The organism is Saccharothrix violaceirubra (genome assembly GCF_014203755.1).
Classification (GTDB): domain Bacteria; phylum Actinomycetota; class Actinomycetes; order Mycobacteriales; family Pseudonocardiaceae; genus Actinosynnema; species Actinosynnema violaceirubrum.
On the sequence record NZ_JACHJS010000001.1, the window covers coordinates 4,408,087 to 4,425,848 of the forward strand.

Annotated in this window: 16 protein-coding genes; 13 read left to right on the plus strand and 3 right to left on the minus strand. The window is 70.2% G+C overall.

What is annotated here, in order from left to right; translation table 11 throughout:
• Positions 1–382: 382 nt before the first annotated feature.
• The 4 genes from F4559_RS20260 to F4559_RS20275 all read left to right on the plus strand — a co-directional run bounded on the left by F4559_RS20260 (position 383) and on the right by F4559_RS20275 (position 5,798).
• Complete coding sequence (locus tag F4559_RS20260) at positions 383–1,273, plus strand: 5'-methylthioadenosine/S-adenosylhomocysteine nucleosidase family protein (protein ID WP_312865733.1); 891 nt, start codon at positions 383–385, stop codon at positions 1,271–1,273.
• Positions 1,270–3,357, plus strand: coding sequence for a hypothetical protein (locus tag F4559_RS20265; protein ID WP_184670973.1), 2,088 nt, complete (start codon positions 1,270–1,272; stop codon positions 3,355–3,357). The genes F4559_RS20260 and F4559_RS20265 overlap by 4 nt, the downstream gene beginning before the upstream one ends.
• Positions 3,358–3,426: 69 nt before the next feature.
• On the plus strand, positions 3,427–3,900 hold the full coding sequence (locus F4559_RS20270) for an NUDIX domain-containing protein (protein WP_184670975.1): 474 nt from the start codon (positions 3,427–3,429) through the stop codon (positions 3,898–3,900).
• Positions 3,897–5,798 (plus strand): hypothetical protein, encoded by a 1,902-nt coding sequence (locus F4559_RS20275; protein ID WP_184670977.1) that lies wholly within the window; start codon positions 3,897–3,899, stop codon positions 5,796–5,798. Before F4559_RS20270 ends, F4559_RS20275 begins: the two co-directional genes overlap by 4 nt.
• A 268-nt stretch (positions 5,799–6,066) precedes the next feature.
• Here F4559_RS20275 and F4559_RS20280 read toward each other — a convergent pair whose 3' ends face one another.
• Complete coding sequence (locus tag F4559_RS20280; protein ID WP_312865734.1) at positions 6,067–6,507, minus strand: RICIN domain-containing protein; 441 nt, start codon at positions 6,505–6,507, stop codon at positions 6,067–6,069.
• Between the two features lie 94 nt (positions 6,508–6,601).
• Here F4559_RS20280 and F4559_RS20285 point away from each other — a divergent pair, with 94 nt between their 5' ends.
• The 3 genes from F4559_RS20285 (at position 6,602) to F4559_RS20295 (ending at position 11,337) form a co-directional block, all read left to right on the plus strand.
• Entirely contained in the window at positions 6,602–9,343 is a 2,742-nt protein-coding gene (locus F4559_RS20285; RefSeq protein ID WP_184670979.1) for an AfsR/SARP family transcriptional regulator, read from the plus strand.
• Between the two features lie 252 nt (positions 9,344–9,595).
• Positions 9,596–10,534, plus strand: coding sequence for an RICIN domain-containing protein (locus tag F4559_RS20290; protein WP_184670981.1), 939 nt, complete (start codon positions 9,596–9,598; stop codon positions 10,532–10,534).
• Between the two features lie 296 nt (positions 10,535–10,830).
• The gene (locus F4559_RS20295; RefSeq protein WP_184670983.1) at positions 10,831–11,337 is read left to right on the plus strand and encodes an RICIN domain-containing protein; all 507 of its coding nucleotides are present in this window, start codon (positions 10,831–10,833) and stop codon (positions 11,335–11,337) included.
• Positions 11,338–11,455: 118 nt separating this feature from the next.
• Here the strand turns inward: F4559_RS20295 and F4559_RS20300 are convergent, their stop codons facing one another.
• Complete coding sequence (locus F4559_RS20300) at positions 11,456–12,022, minus strand: hypothetical protein (protein ID WP_184670985.1); 567 nt, start codon at positions 12,020–12,022, stop codon at positions 11,456–11,458.
• A gap of 36 nt (positions 12,023–12,058) precedes the next feature.
• Between F4559_RS20300 and F4559_RS20305 the strand changes: the two genes are divergently transcribed.
• Positions 12,059–13,123 carry an AraC family transcriptional regulator gene (locus tag F4559_RS20305; RefSeq protein ID WP_184670987.1) on the plus strand — a complete coding sequence of 355 codons (1,065 nt, stop codon included), beginning with the start codon at positions 12,059–12,061 and terminating at the stop codon, positions 13,121–13,123.
• A gap of 116 nt (positions 13,124–13,239) precedes the next feature.
• Positions 13,240–13,845 (plus strand): hypothetical protein, encoded by a 606-nt coding sequence (locus F4559_RS20310; RefSeq protein WP_184670989.1) that lies wholly within the window; start codon positions 13,240–13,242, stop codon positions 13,843–13,845.
• Positions 13,846–13,872: 27 nt separating this feature from the next.
• Here the strand turns inward: F4559_RS20310 and F4559_RS20315 are convergent, their stop codons facing one another.
• A complete protein-coding gene (locus F4559_RS20315; protein ID WP_184670991.1) occupies positions 13,873–14,229 on the minus strand; it encodes a toxin-antitoxin system YwqK family antitoxin in 357 nt (118 codons plus the stop codon).
• 319 nt (positions 14,230–14,548) lie between these two features.
• Between F4559_RS20315 and F4559_RS36910 the strand changes: the two genes are divergently transcribed.
• The 4 genes from F4559_RS36910 (at position 14,549) to F4559_RS20335 (ending at position 17,727) form a co-directional block, all read left to right on the plus strand.
• A complete protein-coding gene (locus F4559_RS36910) occupies positions 14,549–15,469 on the plus strand; it encodes a hypothetical protein (RefSeq protein WP_184670993.1) in 921 nt (306 codons plus the stop codon).
• Positions 15,466–15,888, plus strand: a complete 423-nt coding sequence (locus tag F4559_RS20325; protein ID WP_184670995.1) for a hypothetical protein — start codon at positions 15,466–15,468, stop codon at positions 15,886–15,888. Before F4559_RS36910 ends, F4559_RS20325 begins: the two co-directional genes overlap by 4 nt.
• A gap of 573 nt (positions 15,889–16,461) precedes the next feature.
• On the plus strand, positions 16,462–17,076 hold the full coding sequence (locus F4559_RS20330) for a M23 family metallopeptidase (protein WP_184670997.1): 615 nt from the start codon (positions 16,462–16,464) through the stop codon (positions 17,074–17,076).
• A gap of 66 nt (positions 17,077–17,142) precedes the next feature.
• Positions 17,143–17,727 carry a VldE C-terminal domain-containing protein gene (locus F4559_RS20335; protein ID WP_184670999.1) on the plus strand — a complete coding sequence of 195 codons (585 nt, stop codon included), beginning with the start codon at positions 17,143–17,145 and terminating at the stop codon, positions 17,725–17,727.
• Positions 17,728–17,762 lie beyond the last annotated feature (35 nt).

Genomic DNA, 17,762 nt, shown 5'->3' on the forward strand with positions numbered 1-17,762 from the left:
TCCGGACGTCCCCGCCGCCGTCCGCGTCCGCCGCGGACTCCCCTCGGCCGACGCGACCCCGGGATGTCGCCTCCGGCATTCCCGGAAAGGGGCGCCCTCCCCCGGACGCCCGCCCGCTGCCGCCGATGCCGCGCGCCCCGGCAGGTGACTTCCGGCCATCGGGACAAGTGGCCGCCCCCAACGTGTTCCGATTTGATGTCAGGCTGACAATAAGCTAGTGTGCCGGTCGCGCCCCTCGACGAGGTCGGGGCGTTCACGATCCCCGGGGAGCCGTGCCCACCACACGTGCTCCGGGAGGTTCGGGGCCTCCACCGCACCCGACCGGGCCGCGTCCGCGACGCCCGGTCGACCGTCCTTGGAACCGAGGGAAGCGGTAGTGGCCGTGACTGATGTCGACGGATCGATGAAGGTGTTCCTGACCGCGCTGGAGTGCGAGCGGGACGCCGTGCTCGCGCACCTGGTCGACGTGGAGACCCGTTCCCACGGGAACGGGACGGTGTTCGACGTGGGCCGATCGCCGTCGTGCCCGGGATTCTCGATCGCCGTGGGGTGCACCGGGACGGGCAACCTCAGGTCGGGGACCTTGACCGAGCGCGCACTCGCGATGTTCTCGCCGTCCTTCACGGTGTTCGTGGGCATCGCGGGCGGGTTGAAGGACCACTTGGAACTGGGCGATGTCGTCGCGGCGTCCAAGACCTACGCCGTACACGGCGGTCGCAGCCAGGACGACGGTTTCCGCGCCCGGCCGCAGTCGTGGGAGGTGCCGCACGTGGTCGAGCAGGTAGCGCGGCGGATCAAGCCCGCGCACTGGCACGGCCTGTTGTCGGACGAGGGCCGGGCGCTCGCGCCGCGCGCGTACCTCGCACCGATCGCATCGGGTGAGGTCGTGCTCAACTCGCGCACGTCGCCGCTGGCCCTTCAGATCGACCGGAACTACAACGACGCGGCGGCGGTCGAGATGGAGAGCGCCGGTTTCGCGAGCGCGGCCCATGCCAACCGCGGTGCCCTGGTCGCCACGGTCCGGGGCATCAGCGACCACGCGGACGGGGACAAGGAGCAGGCCGACGGCCAAGGTTCCCAGGAAACCGCCGCCGCCAACGCTGCGGCGTACGCGCTCGCCCTGACGGCCGCGCTGCACGTCAGCGAGGGCCATGCCGCCGAGTCCGCGCGCCGACGCCCCGAGTTGCCCGGCATCCGCAACACCAACGTGGCCAAGGGTCGCGCGCGGGTGGGTCAGCAGATCGGCGTCGTCCTGGACGGGTGGCCCAGGTGAACGTCGACAACACCAACTCGGCTTCCGACCAGGCGTGGGTCGGTCAGCAGATCGGCGCCAACTTCGGAACGACCGTGTTCCACCAAGGGCACGCGACCTACCGGCTGTCCGGCGACGACCGGCAGGAACGAATCGACGTAGCGATCAAGCAGGTCAAGGCCGGCATGCCCAGGCTGGCCGAGGAGGCATTGCGCCGGGTGATGCGCGATGGTCCGGTCACCGCCCGGGTGGCGTTCTACTATGCCCTCTCGCTGCTTGGCGACCGGGCGTACACCGAACTCGACAGCTCGGTGGACAGGGAGTTCCGGATGGCATGCGAGTCGGCGCGGAAAGCCCCTTCCGACCCGTGGACCGGCGCTCTGGCAGTGGTCGAGGAACTGATGGACGTGGTGTCCGCGCACCCCGGCGAGCGCCCGGTCGAGGCAGCGGCGGTCGAGCAGGTGCTCGACCGGCTGAAGTCCCTCGACGGGGAGATCCGGCTGGAGATCATGCTGAACGTCGACCGGATCGTCAGCGGCGCACTCCAGGACGCGCTGTACGAGGCCAACGCCAGGCTGGTCGTCGAGACACGGATGGATGGCGGGCGCGGGCAGCGCGCGTGGAAGTTCTTCGAGCCCGACCCCACCGAACCCCGGCTGCTGGACTGGGGCGTGGACAGGGTGCCCGGCGGGTGGCGACCGGTGGTGGCGGTCGTCGCGGCCCTGCTCGGACTGGTGGCGATGGCGGTCGCATCCGACGACTGGACGACGTGGCTCGCGCTGCCACTCCTCGCCGGCGGCGGGTACTTGGCGTTCGGCGCCGCGCTGGAACGAGGCATGTGCAACGCCAGGATGAAAAGGGCAGACCGGGAGCACGGTGTGCCCGCCGCGCCCGCGCCGCCGATGTCACCCGGACACTGGGTGTCCACCGCGTTCGTGGTCGAAGTGCATCGTCTGGTCGAGGAAGCTTTCCAGGCCGAACGACCACACGTCGTGGGCGACTGGATCTCGGCGACCTACGGTGTATGCGAGGAGCTGAAGCGGCGGTTCGTGCACCTGTACGGCAACGCGCAGCGCACACCGGCCGAGTTCCGCTGGCTGATCCGGTGGCACGTTCGGCAGGTCGCGGAGCGGTGGCGCTCAGGCGACTTCTACGCGTACCGACAGGCGCTGGCCGTGCCGAGAACCGTTGGACTCCGCTTCGGAAGCGGCGTGGCGACCGTGGCCGTCGGCCTCGTAGTGCTGTTGTGCGGCGACGGAGCTATCGCCGCACCGATGCTCGGCCTCGCTGGTTTCCTCGGTGGCACGTGGTTCGTCGCACGATCGGTCGCACCCAAGGACGCGGCCATCGCCCGCGACGAGGCACTGCGACTCCACCGGGCCGAACACGAGGAGTTCGAGCGGTGGCGCGCGGTGTTGGCGGACCGGCCGGAGGATGTCGAGATGGGGCGGTGGCTCGAACTCGACGCCGCATACTTCCGCGCTGTCGCGCTGCGCCGTTTCCTGTTGTCACCGAAAGACCTGGTGGAACACGTCGTGTTGACCGAGGGTGCGCCGGGCGCGGATCGGGCGCGGGTGCGCGGCGGTCCCACTCGATACTCGGCCTATCAGGTGCTGATCTTCCTGCTGACCAAGGGAGGAGTGCGGGAACTGGAGGTGCGCTTGGACTTCCTCGACGGCGTCGCGCACGACGAGCAGCGCAAGTCGTTCCGCTACGAGGCGCTCGCCTCGGCCCGAGTAGAAGAGGTGGGCGCGCGGACGGCGGCCGACGGCGAGGACGCGCGCGCCGGCGTGCCGGTCGCGTTCGACCGGCACCGGTTGCACCGGCGCAGATTCGTCCTGTCCCTGTTGGACGGTCATCCGATCTCGATGCTGGCGGAGTACTTCCGGGGTCCGTCGGCGACCGGTGTCGAGAGTGAGTTCGAGCTCTCGCGCCTCGCGCTGGGCAGCTCGGGCATCGAGGGTGCGCTGTACGTCCTCGAGTCGGTCGCTGCCGAAGGCCCGGCGTGGATCGGACGCGAGGAGGACCGACGTCGGCGTCGGCAGGACGTGTGGCGGCAGGGCAGGCCGTCGGGAGCTACGCCGGGCATCTCGGCACCAGGCTGACGATCCGGCTCTACCGAGCTTTGTCGCGATGCCGATTCGACTTCGACCGAAGGACCGAGGGTGGGAAACGTGGCGGACAGGGGTGGGCCGGAGCGGCTCACGGCGGACGTGGTGTTGTTCACGCAGCAAGGTGGGGTGTGGTCGGTGCTGACGGTCGAACGGGCGAAGGAGCCGTTCCTCGCGGCGTTGGCGTTGCCGGGCGGTTTCGTCGAGCCGGGCGAACGGGTCCCGGAGGCGGCCGTGCGGGAACTCGCGGAGGAGACCGGGATCGTGGTCCCGACCCGAAGGCTGCGCCGGTTGGGTCTCTACCGGAAGAGGGGACGCGACCCGCGCGGTCCGGTGGCGACCGTGGCGTTCCACTCCTACTCGCCCGGTGCGCCCGAGGCCACCGGCGGCAGCGACGCCCGCGCCGCCGGATGGATTCCGGTGACCGACCTGCTTTCCGAGGCTATGCGGGTCGCCTTCGACCACCGCGACATCGTCCGCGACGCGGTCATCAGGCGCTTCGGTCGTGTGCCGCAGCCGGTCGGGGCGGTGCTGTGACCGACGTGGAGAACCGCAACGTCGCATCCGGCGACGCGCACGTCGACCAGCAGATCGGCGTCCAGATCGGCGACACGGCGTTCCACAACCAGTTCACCTACCACGTGAACGAGGGTGACCCGCCGGAGCGTCGGCACGAGGTGGCGCTGAACTTCCTCGCCGGCGGCGCACCCCGGCTCGCCGAGCCGTTGTTGCACGACCTGGTGCGCGAAGGGCACCTCACCACCGAACGGGCGTACTACTACATCCTGTCCGCGCTCTCCGACCGGTCCTACGCGGATGTCGACTCGCGGTTGGCGGGCGAACTCGTGATGGTGCGGCAGATGTGCGGGACGCGGCCACGCGACCGGTGGAGTGACGCGCTGGACGTAGTGTGGAACCTGGTACGCGACGCACGGCGACAGGTCGAGGGCGGCGCGGACGAGCCGGCCGATTCCGGGTTCGAGCGGTTGCCGGCCGAACGCCGGGCGGAACTGTCCCTGTACCTGGGCATGATGCTGGACAGCGCGACGCAAGGTCGGCTCGACGCCGACCGCGACCGGATGATCGCGGCGGCCAGGGTTACGCCCGACCGGGTCGAGCGCGCCTGGAAGTTCTTCGAGGCGGACCCCGAGCCTCCCCGTCAGGACGCGCCCGTGGCGCCGACCACGAGGGCGTGGGACTGGACGCTGTCCCTGCTGGGCTGTGTCGGAGTGCTGCTCGGCCTGGTCCGGCTGGTCGACGACCCGTTCCGACTCGGCCTGCCGCTCGTGCTCGTCGGCGGGTACCTGCTGGTGTGGCATGGCGTGCGCGTCGAGGCGCACCGGATCAAGCTCGCCCTGGTCGACGTCGACTTGGCCGAGCGGGTCCACGACGCGTACGAGGCGAAGATGGCCAAGCTGGTCGACGGGAGGTTCCGCGAGGTCGCGGGAGAGGGATTCGACCGTGTCAGGGCGCGGTTGGCGGCGCGGTTCGTCCGGCAGTACCGGGGTCGCGCGGTGAAACCGTCGGCGCTGCGGTGGTTGGCGACGTGGCACGCGCGACGCGCGGTGGCCAGCGAGGAGCGGGTGCGACTCCCGCACCGACACGCGGTCCTGCGTGCGCTGGGCTTCCTGGTGGTCGTGGCCGGTGGCTACGCGCTGGTGGTGGAGGGCGAGTACGCGGCGCTCGCGTTGATCGGCGTGTGCGGGTGGCCGGTCGCGGTCCGGGTCCCGCGTGTCCTGGCGCCGAGACGGGCGAACGCCGAGACGCGGGCCGACGCGGAGGTACTGCTCGCGGAAGAGTGGCAGGAGCACGCGCGGTGGTCGGAGGTCCTCGCGGACCGGCCGACGGACGCGGAGATGGCGCGGTGGTCGGCGCTGGACAAGGCCTACCTGAAGGCGGACGCGATGCGGCGTGCCAGCTTGACGGCACGGGACCTGGTCCAGCACGTGGTCATGACGGAGGCGGCGCCCTTCGCCCGACGCGGATGGGTCCGACACGGTCCACCGCGTTACGAGGCCTACCGGGTACGGATCTTCCTCCTCACCGACGGCGGTGTCCGCACCGCGCAGGCGCACCTGAACGCGTTGACCGGCGAGGTCCACAACGAGAACCGGGACCTGTTCAGCTACCACTCCCTGGCGTCGGCGGGCGTCGCGGAGAAAGGGGTGCGCACGTCGACGGCGTCCGGGCCGGTCGAACGCCTGCGCCGGCGCGAGTTCCACCTGACCCTGGTCAACGGCGAGCGGGTGACGGTGGTGACCGAGCACTTCAAAGACCACGGTCCCGAGGAGTCGGACCTGGAGGAGTTGGCCTACCAGACCTCCGGAATGGAAACCGCCCTCCCAGTGCTGGAGGCGGTGGCCGCGGAACGCGATAATTGGATCACCCGCGACCGCGAACGCCGCCGCCGCTGGTCGCTGCGCTGGGACGACTGACACCCGGCCGCGAGGCAAAACCCGGCCGACAGCCTCGCCGGCGACGCATGACCCCACCCTCGACCATGCGTGGTTCGGCAACCGCCTCCGCCCCGAAGGCTCGACCACCGCCGTCGGCACGCATCCGCTCGACGACCACCGATCCGACCGACGTGGCCGATTCCGGACAGATGTCCACAGTGGCCGGTCACGGACCCGCCGATTCCCCGGGGAGTAGGGAATCGGCGGGTTGCGTCGCGCTACCGGACCTCGCCGCGGTGCGGCGGAGTCACTTCCACAGCTGGTAGCTCAAGCCGTTGCAGCCGACCGTGCGGATGCCGTAGGTGCTGTTGTCCAGGCAGCGGTGGTCCCACATGCTCACCAGCTCCCAGTTGCCGTTGCCCCAGTCGTTCATGTCCCAGCGCTGCCAGGCACCGTCGTTGCAGCCGAAGGCACGAACGCCGTACTCGCTGTTGTCCAGGCACAACTTGGTGGCCACGTTCATGAACCGGTAGGTCCCGTCGCTGTAGCGCTTGTACTCCCACAGCTGGTAGGGCCCGCCGTTCCACGGGCGGGTGTGGACCCCGTTGGTGGGGTTGTAGTCGAGGTAGCCGCTGTCCCATTGGCTCTGCCAGTGCCAGGCATCGGCCGCCGACGCCTGCGGGGCCATCACGCCCAGCATGCCCAGCACGACTGCGGCGAACACCGCCGCGACTCGTCCGAACTTCACCAGTCCCCCTCATGAGGTGCGTTTTCCGTTGCCAGGGCGACATTGCCGGCCACACCTGGCACAGACCTGTCACGGCGTGATGGATACTCGACCCATGGGGGCGGTGCGGTTCCGGTTGCTCGGCGAGGTCCGGACGTCGACGGCGGACGGGTTCTCCCCGATCCGGCACGCGCGGGTGCGATGCGTGCTCGCGGCGTTGTTGGTGGACGCGAACCGGGTGGTGGACGTCGACGTGCTGGCCGACCGGGTGTGGGGCGAGCGGTTGCCGAAGCGACCCCGGGACGCGGTCTACAGCTACGTGTCACGGCTCCGGCAGGCACTCGTGGACGTGCCGGGTGCCGGACTGGGCAAGCGGTCCGGCGGGTACGTGCTCGACGTCGACCCGCGGGCGGTGGACCTGCACCGGTTCCGGGAACTGGTGGCGCGCGGCGGTGACGACCGGGACCGCGCGGCCTCGCTCGGGTCGGCGTTGGACCTCGTGGTCGGCACACCGCTGACCGGTATCGACTCGCCGTGGGCCACGTCGGTGCGCGAGGCGGTGGAGAGCGAGGTGTTCGCGGCACGCCTGGACGGGCACGAGGTCGGGTTGCGGCTGGGCCAGCACGTGCAGGCGGTGACGCCCGTGACCGCGTTGGCCGCCGAACACCCGCTGGACGAGCGGGTGGCCCGACTGGCGCTGCTCGCGTTGGCGGGAAGCGGGCTGTACGCCGAAGCGTTGGCGCACTACGAGGCGTTGCGACAGCGGCTCGCCGACGAGTTGGGCGTCGACCCGAACCCGGAACTGCGGGAGATCCACCGGCGGGTGCTCGCCGAAGACCGGGCATCCGCCGCGTCGCACCCGGTACCCCGGCAACTGCCCGCCGCGCCGCGCTGGTTCACCGGCCGCGTGGACGAGTCCGCCGCGTTGGACGGCCTGGCCGAGCGCCCGGGAACGGCGGTGGTCTCCGGCAGCGGCGGCATCGGCAAGACCACACTCGCGTTGCGCTGGGCGCACCGGCACGCCGAGCGCTTCCCCGACGGCCTGCTGTCCGTGAACCTGCGTGGGTTCGACCCCTCGGGCAGCCCGGTGCCGCCGACGACCGCACTGCTCGGCTTCCTCGAAGCGTTAGGGGTAGAACGCGACGCCGTACCGGCCGATCCCGACGCGCGGGCCGCGTTGTTCCGCAGCCTCACCACCGGCCGCCGGGTCCTCGTCGTGCTCGACAACGCCGCCGACGCCGACCAGGTGACGCCGCTGCTGCCCGGCAGCGGGTGCGTCACGCTCGTCACCAGCCGACACCGCCTGCCCGCGCTGGTCGCCGCGCACGGGGCGATCCCGGTGCGACTGGAGGCGTTGCCGGCCGCCGACGCCCGCGTGCTGCTGGCCGAGCGGGTCGGGGCCGCACGCGTCGCCGCCGAACCCGCCGCCGTCGACGACCTGGTCGGGCACTGCGGGGGCCTGCCGCTCGCGCTGGGCATCGTGGCCGGCCGGGCCCAGGAGCACCCGACGTTCCCGCTGGCCGCTTTCGCCGCCCAGCTGCACGACGTGACGACCAGGCTCAGCGAGCTGGACGACGACCCGGTGGTGGGCGTGCGGACGGTCCTGTCGTGGTCGACCGGGGCGCTGGACGAAGAGCAGGCCCGGATGTTCGCCCTGCTCGGCACCACGCCCGGACCCGACTGCAGCGTCGTGGCCGCGGCTTGTCTCGCCGACCTGCCGCTTTCCCGGGCCATGGTAGTGCTGCGCGCATTGGAACGGGTCTCGCTGACGCAGGAGCACCGGGCAGGCCGCTACCGCATGGACGACCTGGTCCGCCTGCACGCCGCCGAGCAGGACCTCCAGCCACGCGAGCGGGACGACGCCGTGCGCCGCGTGGTGGACCTGCACACGCACACCGCGGCGGCGGCCACCGCACGGGTGTGGCCGTTCCGCCGGGCCAGTCCGCTCGGCCCCGTCACACCGGGCCCGCACACCTGGGAGCCCGAGGATCCGGACTCCGCGATGGCTTGGTTCCACGACGAGCGCGCGTGCTTGGCCGCGACCGTTCGGGCGGCGGCGGACCTCGGGCTGCACGGCCGGGTGTGGCAGCTGGCACGGCACCTTACGCCCCTCTACGACCGGGCGGGCTTTCTCCAGGACGTGGTCGACGCGTGGCGGCTCGCGGTGCCGGCTTCCCATGCCCTCGGCCGTGACGACCTGCTGGCCGACGCCCTGCTGGCGTTGGGCTACGCCCAGGGCCAGCTCGGCCGGCTGGACGACGGGCTGGACCACCTGCACCGCGCGCTCGCCCTCGCGCGACGGGTCGGGGACGAGATGGTCGAGGCCATCGCCGAGAACTCCCTGTCGATCCTGGTCGAGTGGAGCGGCGACCTCGCCGGGGCGATGCGGCACGCGAAACGTTCGCACGAACTGCTGAGCAGGCAGGGCAACGAGGTGTTCGAAGCGCAGTCACTCAGTCAGCTCGGCTGGTTGGCGGCACGCCTGGGCGACCACGGGATCGCACTCGACGCGTGCCGGACCGCCGTAGCGGTGTTCCGGTCCCGAGGCGACCGGGACAGTCAGGCCATCTCCACCAGCGCACTCGGCTACGTCGCCCACGCGACCGGCCGCCTCGACGACGCGCGCGCCCTCTACCAGGAGGCGTGCGACCTGCTCCGCGACGTGGGCAACGTACGCCGGGAGGCGAAGGCCGCCGAGATGTTCGCCGAGGTGCTCGTGGAGATCGGCGACCACGCCGCGGCACATGCCGCGTGGGCACGAGCCCGCGGCCTTTTCCTTGCCCAGCACCGCTTCGCGGACGTCGAACGCGTCGAAGCGCGCCTGGGAACACTCGACGGCGACCGTCCAGGCGACTGAAACCGCGTTGTCCGCGAGTCGCGCGGCCACCGCGGAGCGCGACAGCGCATAAATGGATGGCAATGCGACACAATTCCATGCCGACAGTGCCTCCCGAATGCATGCGAGCAGCTCTCGGCATGCCGCCGAAAATACCGTCCGGAATTCAACGGCACGACCCTGGGCAGCACGTCGGCGCGGCGGGCAGACTGTCTTCCGGCATCGAAACGATTGTCCCGGACGTCCGGTGCCCACGGAGAGCGGGGTCACGGCATGATCAGGACTGCGCGCCGGCTCGGTACGGCGCTGCTCGCGTCCGCGTTCGCAGTCGGGTTCACGCCCGCACCGACGGCGTCCGCGGTGCCGGCGGCACCCGCCACGCTCGTCGCCCGGCACAGCGGCCAGTGCCTCGGGATCGTCCCCGGCTCCCCACCTCCGGTGCTGTGGGCCGCGCAGGGGCCCTGCGCGGGCACGTCGAACCAGCTGTGGTCGGAGGCCGCACAGGCAAGCGGGTCGGTCGTTCTCGTGTCCGCCCTGAACGGGCAGTGCCTGGAGGTCGACCACGCGGGTCTCGCCGACGGTGTCCCGGTGAACCCGGCGCCCTGTGACGGCGGCACCCACCAGCGTTGGCGCAAGGTCACGCTCACGGCGGGCTTCGTGCGGTACGTCGCCGAGCACAGCGGCAAGTGCCTCACCGTCGACGGCGCCGGCCAGGCCCCGGGCACCCGGGCCGTCCAGTGGCGATGCGACAGCGGGTACCACCACCAGCAGTGGAACCTCGCCCCGGGCAGGCCGGCGGCGCCCGGCGAGATCGTCGTGCTGCACAGCGGCCAATGCCTCACCGCGGAACCCGCCGACACGCGGCCGTCACCGTGGATCTCGCAGCGGCCCTGCACCGGAGGCGGCGACCAGCAGTGGAGTGTGGTCGAGCGAAGCCCCGGAGTGGTCGCGATCGTGTCCAGGCGCAACGGGACGTGCGCCGAGGTCGACGGAGCCGCGCTTCAGGACGGCGCCCGAACGGCCCTGCGGCAGTGCGGCGGGTACTCGCACCAGTCGTGGCGTCGGACGGTTCTGCCGGGTGGCTACTCCCAGTTGCTCGCGCTGCACAGCGGCAGGTGCATGTCGGTCAAGGATGCCGACGTCATTCCGGGCGCCTGGGTCGTCCAGGCGGAATGCGGACGCGCCGCCCACCAGCTCTGGTTCGTCGGGTGACGTGCCGGCGGACGCCGCAGGCCCCGATTCCACATTCGACAGAAAGAGATTCCGCGCCACCCGGCAGATTTAGCGGAAAATTCCCGGACCGAATCCGGACTGGTACCGACGCCGCGCCGGGCACGACGCTCGCGTTCATCGAGTCGTAAACCGATGGTGAACCACACCCGTTCGACACCGCGCCACGGAACCGGATTCCATGTGCGCGATTCACGTGGAAACCCACCCTTCCGCCGACAAGCCGCCGCCCGGACAAACGTCGCCACGTTCCGCCGATCAAGGAGGATGGCCGCAACATGGTCAAGACAGTGCGCCGTCTCGCGACCGCCCTGGCCGCAACGGTGTTGGTGCTCGGCTTCACCCCCGCGGTGTCCGAGGCGACACCGGCCTACGCGAGCAGGATCGTCTCCCGGCACAGCGGCAAGTGCATGGAGGTCGACCACGGCAGCCTCGACTCGGGGAGGCGAGTCCTGCAGTGGCACTGCCACGGCGGGCAACACCAGCTGTGGCGGGCGGTCGACATGAAAACCGGCTACGTCCAACTGAGGGTCGAGCACAGCGACAAGTGCCTCGAGGTCGACCACGGTTACCTGCACGCCGGTGCCGCCGTCCTCCAGTGGGACTGCCACGGGGGCACCCACCAGCAGTGGCAGCAGATCCCCCTGGGTGACGGCTCCTACGCCTACCGGGCCCGGCACAGCGGGCGGTGCCTGGAGATCGAAGGCGCCGGCCTCGACGCCGGGGCCTGGCTCCTCCAGTGGGAGTGCCACTACCACCAGCACCAGAGGTGGGCCTTCGGCTGAGGTCCTCCGACGACCACCCTCACCACCGGACGCCGGCGGCGCCCGCCGAGCGGGAGCGGCCGGAACCTCGTCCATGTGCCACGCATCCCCCTTCGCCGGACGTCGGCCAACCCGGTCTTCACGATCGATTCGTGACGTGACGCTTCGAGGTCCTACCACCGCGCACCGCATCGACCGCCCAGGCGGCGAGCAGGACGGCGAGGCCACACCAGCCCGCGATGAAGAACACCGTCTTCCCAAGCGTGCAGCACGATTGCAGGAAGTTGAGCCAGTCCGGATTCCGGTCCCGGAAGGCGATCAGCGCGAGCATGGAGGCGTTCTCCAACGCGTCCATCGCAGGCGCCAGGACGAAGGCGACCGTGGTGAGCCGACCCAGTCGACGTACCCGGGCTCCCGCGTCCCGACGACCGGCGGCGAGCAGCGTCAACGCGGTGAACACCAGCAGCGTGCCGACGATGATGGTGACGTCAAGGGCCTGGACGAGGACGAACTGACCGAGGAACCCGTTGCGTTCCACCGTGTCAAGGGCTTCGTACTTGCGCTGGAGGTCGAAGCTGAGCGGCACGCCGCCGAACCCGGCACCCGGGTAGCGGACCCGGGCGAACACCTGCTCGGTGAGCATGCCGCCGGGCACCATGATCAGCAGGCCAAGGACAAGGCGGGCGAAGGGCCTTCTCGTTCTCATGATCCGAAACTAGGAGCCGGCCGCGGCCGGTAACATGTGCTGCGGTTACAGCATTCTGGCATCTGGTACCGGAACCGGACGGCGACGGTGACACCCCCTGCGACGATCTGCGCGGCGCTGATCGGCAACACGGTCGCATCGCTGTCCGCCGCCGGCGCCGACCCGGCGGCGATCGAGCGCACGCTCGGGTTCGGCCTCGAAAGGCTGGCCGACCCGGACGAGCAACTGCCGTTGGGTCATCAGGCCCGGTTGGAACGGGAGTCGCCAAGACTCACCGGCGACCCCGCCATCGCGCTGCACCTGGCCGCGCGATGCCGGGGAAACGGCGGCGACGTCGGGATCGTCGGTCACCTGGCCGCGCACAGCCCCACTGTCGGCGACGGCTTCCACCAGGTGATCCGGTACGCCAACCTGCTCGGGACGGGGATCGTCCTCACGCTGCGACGGCGAGATCCCACCGCGGAATTGTTCTACGTCAGGACCGATCCCACCACGGCAACCGTGCAGGGCGCCGAGAGGGCGTTGGCCGAGACCGTCATGACGCTCCGGCAACTGGCCGGCGACGCCCTCGACCCGGTGATCGCACGGTTCCGCCACCCATCGCCTGCGTACGCCGCCGAATACCGGGCGGTTTTCGGCGATGCCGTGCGCTTTGGCCAGACGGACGACAGCGTGACGTTTCCGTCGGCGGTACTGGACCTGCCCTCACCGCAAGCGCAGCCCTACATCAACCGTGTCCTGACCGAGCACGCCAACGCGTTGCTGGAGCGTGCCGACGCCACCAGGCCGTACCGTCGACGGGTCGAGGAGAGCATCCTGCTCCAGCTCCCCCACGGACCGGCCGGCATCGACCGAACCGCCCGCGCCCTCGGCATGAGCCGCCAGACCTTGTACCGCCGCTTGAAGGACGAAGGCACCTCGTTCCAGGCTTTGCTCGACGACATCCGCCGCCGGTCAGCCGCCCGATACCTGGCCGAGCCCGACCGTGCGCTCGGTGACGTGGCGTTCCTGCTTGGCTTCAACGACTACAGCGCTTTCCACCGCGCGGTACGGCGTTGGTTCGGCGTGAGCCCGCACGCCTACCGACAGCAATCACGTTGACCCCGGTCGGGCGGCACCGCAGTCGACCGGCCCCCGAAACTTCCCGGAATCGGTTGCCACATCGGACATCCGGATCCCGTTGGCTGGAACCGGGCCGGGTGGTGCACGATCGCACCGTGACTGGTTCAGCGGCGTTCACCGCGGCAGGCAACTGGGATGGCGGCTTCTACGAGCTGGCCCTGGAACTCGGACCCGGCGGCGACGCGCGATTGGGGCGCGCGTTGACAGCGCTGGGGAAGGCCGCCGCGGTTCCGAACTGGTACGGAAGCCGAGACCGCGAGCCGCACGAGCAGGTCCCCGTAGGCTGCACGCTCGACTCCTTGCGGCGGTATCGGCACTTGCGCGGAATCGCCACACTGCCCGCTGGCACGCCGGTGGTGTGCGGCCTGGTCGCGATCCGCGAGGAAAGCGGGATCGACTGGCTGGCGTTCCACCTGCCGCTGGGCGCGTTGGGAAGCGCTGATCCACGAGTGGGCGGTTTCCCGTTCGAAGACGACGGCACCTTCACGCACTTGGCCTGGCGGCAGCCGATCGACAACTGGCTCGCCGACATCGGCAGGCAGGTATTCGCCGACGTCGGCTACTCGCTCGGACTGATCGGATTGGAGGCGTCCGGCGAGGCTTACGCCACCGACGTCACCGATGGCCCACCCGGGCACCGCGGCGTCGGCTACCTCATCCCGACCGACGACGAGATCCGCTACTGGCCGGCCACGCGATAGCGACCCTGCCGAACTGCTCGTCGGGAGTCACGTCTTGTCGCGATCGTCGATCACGGTGCCGTCCGCGGCCCAGCGCAGCCGGCGCAGCAATCTTCCGGCGTCGTCGAACTCGTCGCGGCCCGCGAGACCACCGTCGCGGTGCCAGGACTCGTGCACGCCGACCGCGGTGCCGTAGCGAACGGTGCCCGCGGCCTTGGGCTCGCCAGTCGGGTACCACTCCGCGTAGGGGCCGTCCTCCATCCCGTCGAAGTACGTCGTCAACGCGACGATCCGCCCGTCGGGCGCGTGCTCGACGACCTCACCGGTGAACGGCACGCCCTGGTGCGTGACGCGCAGGTCGTCCTGGATGTCGACCTCGTCGAACCCGACTCGCATGGTGATCACTCCGGGGTGCCTTCGTCGTCGGAATGGCCGCAGGGCGACATCAGCCGATCATCCACCCCGACCGCCGCTCCCCCACCCCAGGACAGTGCGGACACAATGGCAGGTTCCCGAGACTCGGCCATGCCACCGCCTACCGCCAGGCCGAGGCGAACCTGCTGCCGGTCAAGCGGTTCGGACGCCGCGTCCACGTCGAAATGTCCACTGGGGCGGAACGAAACACCCCTCGCGCTGCCCCTTCTCGTTCATCTCCCGACACGAATCACGTGACCGAGGTCGGCGGACGTACGTCGAGGCGGCTCACGCCGAAGAACAGGTCGGTGTGCGGGTTCACCAATCCGGGCCAAGCCGCTCGACCGGCGACCTGGTGCCCGGCCAGTCGTGGGATGCCAACCACCGGCTGGTCGGGCAGGCGCTGCTCACCGGCGGCCGGCAGGTGGCGCACCGCCGGTACCACTACCAGGCCGACGACAGCCTCGTCGCGATCCACGACTCGGCCGGCCCGTCGCGGAACTACCGCGTCGACCCCCTGGGACGGGTCACCGGTGTCGACGGACCCGGATGGCGTGAGCGGTACGCCTACGACGCGGCAGGCGATGTCACCGCATCCGACACTGCCCACGCGGGCACCCTGGTACGCACTTCGGGCGACGCGCGCTACGAACACGACGCGCAGGGCCGCGTCGTGCCGCGGCAGCGCAAGCGGCTGTCCGCAAACCCGATACCCGGCACTACCGGCGGGACGCCGACGACCGCCTCGTCGCGGTCACCACACCGGACGGCACCAACTGGTCCTACCGGCACGACCCGCTGGGGCACCGCGTGGAGCGACGCGCTCGGCCTCACCGAGTCCCGCGACATCGAGTTCCTCGACCCCGGCGACATCAACTTCTCCCAGCGCAGCGTCACCCGGAACGACTACGCGATGCGCAACGGCCAGTGGGACCGGAACCGTTCACCGGTGCACGTCATGGAGATCGACGGGCAGCTCGTCAGCTACGATGACCGCCGCCTCGACGCCGCACGGGAGGCGGGCGTGCCGGTCGGTGTCCAGCGAGTCGACCCCACCGCACCGCACCCCGAGTCGACCACCGGCAAGACCTGGGCCGAGAAGTTCCAGGAACGCTTCCGCGACCCGCTCACCAGGCTCAACGGCGAGCCGGTTCCCGACACCGGCCCGAACGAACGACCGACCGCCCTGCCTCCGGGCTGTGGCGGAGGACGGCGCAGGAGACGCAGATGAGCGACATCACCGCCCTCTGGTCCTCCGCCCGCCTGCCCATCGAGGACGGTCTCTACTTCGCCGACGGTCGTTCCTACGCCGTCGAAGTCGACGAGCGCGGACTGCGCCTGGTCGAATCGTTCGACCTGGGCGACCTGCTCGCCGAAGACCCCGAGCGGCTGACGTCGATCGACATCACCGGGGAGATCCGCGTTCCCGACGGCTACGCGTGCGCGGGCGAAGGCGCGCACGGCTCCGAGGGCTTCTTCGCCCGACTGGACGAAGACCACTCGCTGATCTGGGTCTGCTACCTGTCCGCGTCCAACCCGTTCGGCGAACTCACGGTCAAGGCATCGACCCTGACCGCGATCTCGACGTCCGGCCTGTCGATCACCCTCCCCCTCGACGACCCGGACAAAGCACTGCCCGCCGGGAACTGACCCGAGCATCGCTCTCAGCCGGCGACGACAGCGCACCGAGCCCCACTTCGCCAGGGCGCGCTCGCGGCCACCTGCCCTGTCCCGCACGACCGACAGCCCGAGCCGCACGAAGCCCGCACCCTCGCCACCACACGGCCTACACCATGCCGGAAGCTCCCCGCCCACCCGTTCGACCGAAGATGCCGCTGATCGCCACCGGATCCGCTGCTACGGCTGTCGAGCGAGGGTCGACACCCGACATGTCATCGCGACGGATACTTCGACCAGGCCGCCCGGCAGGTTGACGTCCGCGCCTGACGCTCGACGGCATCCGTCCCGAATCCGCCGCGCCTCCACGCCCTCCCGACTCTACTCAGCACGGCTATCCGGCCCGTGCCGGTTCTATGCGTCTCCTGCGCGAAAAGTGGGCGTGGTGCGCGAAACCATTTGCTCAGACCAAGGCGACGGCCGAACGCCGGTCGTTCCGTCCGAGGCCAAGGGTGCACGACAACATCCACGACGAGTCGAAAGTGGACTGAACAGAGGGGGAATACGATGGACAACCGGGCTTTCCGCCCCAGGATCCTGGGATTGATGGTCGGGGTCACGATGGCGACGGTGTTGGTCGGCGGCGTCGGCAACGCCACTCCGGTCGACGAGTTCGCCGACCTCGACGCGACGGCGGCACTGGTCGACGACTTCGAGGCGACCGAGGGCCTTGAGGACACCGAACTGGACGAGGTGACCTTGGCCAAGGCGCCGAAGTTCCAACTGCCGTTCAAGTGCGGCCAGGTCTGGCTTGGCACGACCTACAACGGCCACTGGCCGTCCAAGGAGTCCGCGCGGGACTTCTGGCGCGACGGCGGCAAGACCAAGGGCCAGCCCATCCTTGCCGCCGCCGGCGGCAAGGTGATCAGCGCGAAGTACGGCTCGCGACAGGGCTGGGGCGTCTCCCTGAACAACGGCGACGGCTACCGGACCTACTACTTCCACATGACGAGCAAGCCCAAGGTCAAGAACGGCCAGAAGGTCAAGCAGGGCGACCTGCTCGGCTACGTCGGCGACACGGGGCAGGCCAAGGGAAATCCGCACATGCACTACAGCGTCACCAAGGTGACCGGCGGCAAGGAGAAGGGCATCAAGCCCTACTTCGACGGCAAGTTCCACAAGCCCGGCACCAAGGCGAAGAGCAAGAACAAGTGCCGCTAGTCCGCTGACGGTCGACGGGGAACCGTTCACGGTTCCCCGTCGCCACCGGGAAAAGGAGTCCGCCCGATGACCAACCACCTGTCCAGACCGATCGTCTTCCTCTTGTCCGTCGTGGTCGCGCTCGGCCTGACGTCCTTCGGCGGCAACGCCCGTGCGGACCAGGCTCCCGGCGAGTGGAGCGTCGACCTGGTCGCCGAGTCGTCCGGCGAATCGGGCGTCACCGACGGCATGGCCGACGAGGCGACCGACGACGTCGCCCTCGCCGCGGTCGGCTGCCCATCCGGGGTCACGAAGAAGATGTGCAGGCTCTACAAGTCGATGTACGACTCGGCCAAGAAGGGGAAGTACCTCTGGGACAAGCGGGGCCGCTGCAAGGGCCCGGACCGGCTCCCGTACCACCCGGAAGGGCGGGCCTGCGACCTGGTCTACGGCAAGATCGGCAAGCCTGCCGGGGGTGACGCGCTCAAGCGGGGCAACCGGCTGAAGGACTGGCTGGTCGCCAACCACCGCCGGTTCCAGCTGCACCACGTCATCTGGAACGGCAAGATCTACTCCTCGCGGACGAACTGGCGTGCTTCCGGCCGCCCGTACAGCTGCTCCGGTACCACCGACTGCCACCGCGACCACATCCACGTCGCGGTGAACCGCTAGCTCCCAGGTATGAAGTGGAGCCCGCCGCTGTACTG

Coding starts and splice junctions, on each gene's coding strand:
- F4559_RS20290 (WP_184670981.1), top strand. CDS start 9,596: ATGATCAGGACTGCGCGCCGGCTCGGTACGGCGCTGCTCGCGTCCGCG.
- F4559_RS20330 (WP_184670997.1), top strand. CDS start 16,462: ATGGTCGGGGTCACGATGGCGACGGTGTTGGTCGGCGGCGTCGGCAAC.
- F4559_RS20335 (WP_184670999.1), top strand. CDS start 17,143: ATGACCAACCACCTGTCCAGACCGATCGTCTTCCTCTTGTCCGTCGTG.
- F4559_RS20325 (WP_184670995.1), top strand. CDS start 15,466: ATGAGCGACATCACCGCCCTCTGGTCCTCCGCCCGCCTGCCCATCGAG.
- F4559_RS20295 (WP_184670983.1), top strand. CDS start 10,831: ATGGTCAAGACAGTGCGCCGTCTCGCGACCGCCCTGGCCGCAACGGTG.
- F4559_RS20300 (WP_184670985.1), bottom strand. CDS start 12,022: ATGAGAACGAGAAGGCCCTTCGCCCGCCTTGTCCTTGGCCTGCTGATC.
- F4559_RS20285 (WP_184670979.1), top strand. CDS start 6,602: ATGGGGGCGGTGCGGTTCCGGTTGCTCGGCGAGGTCCGGACGTCGACG.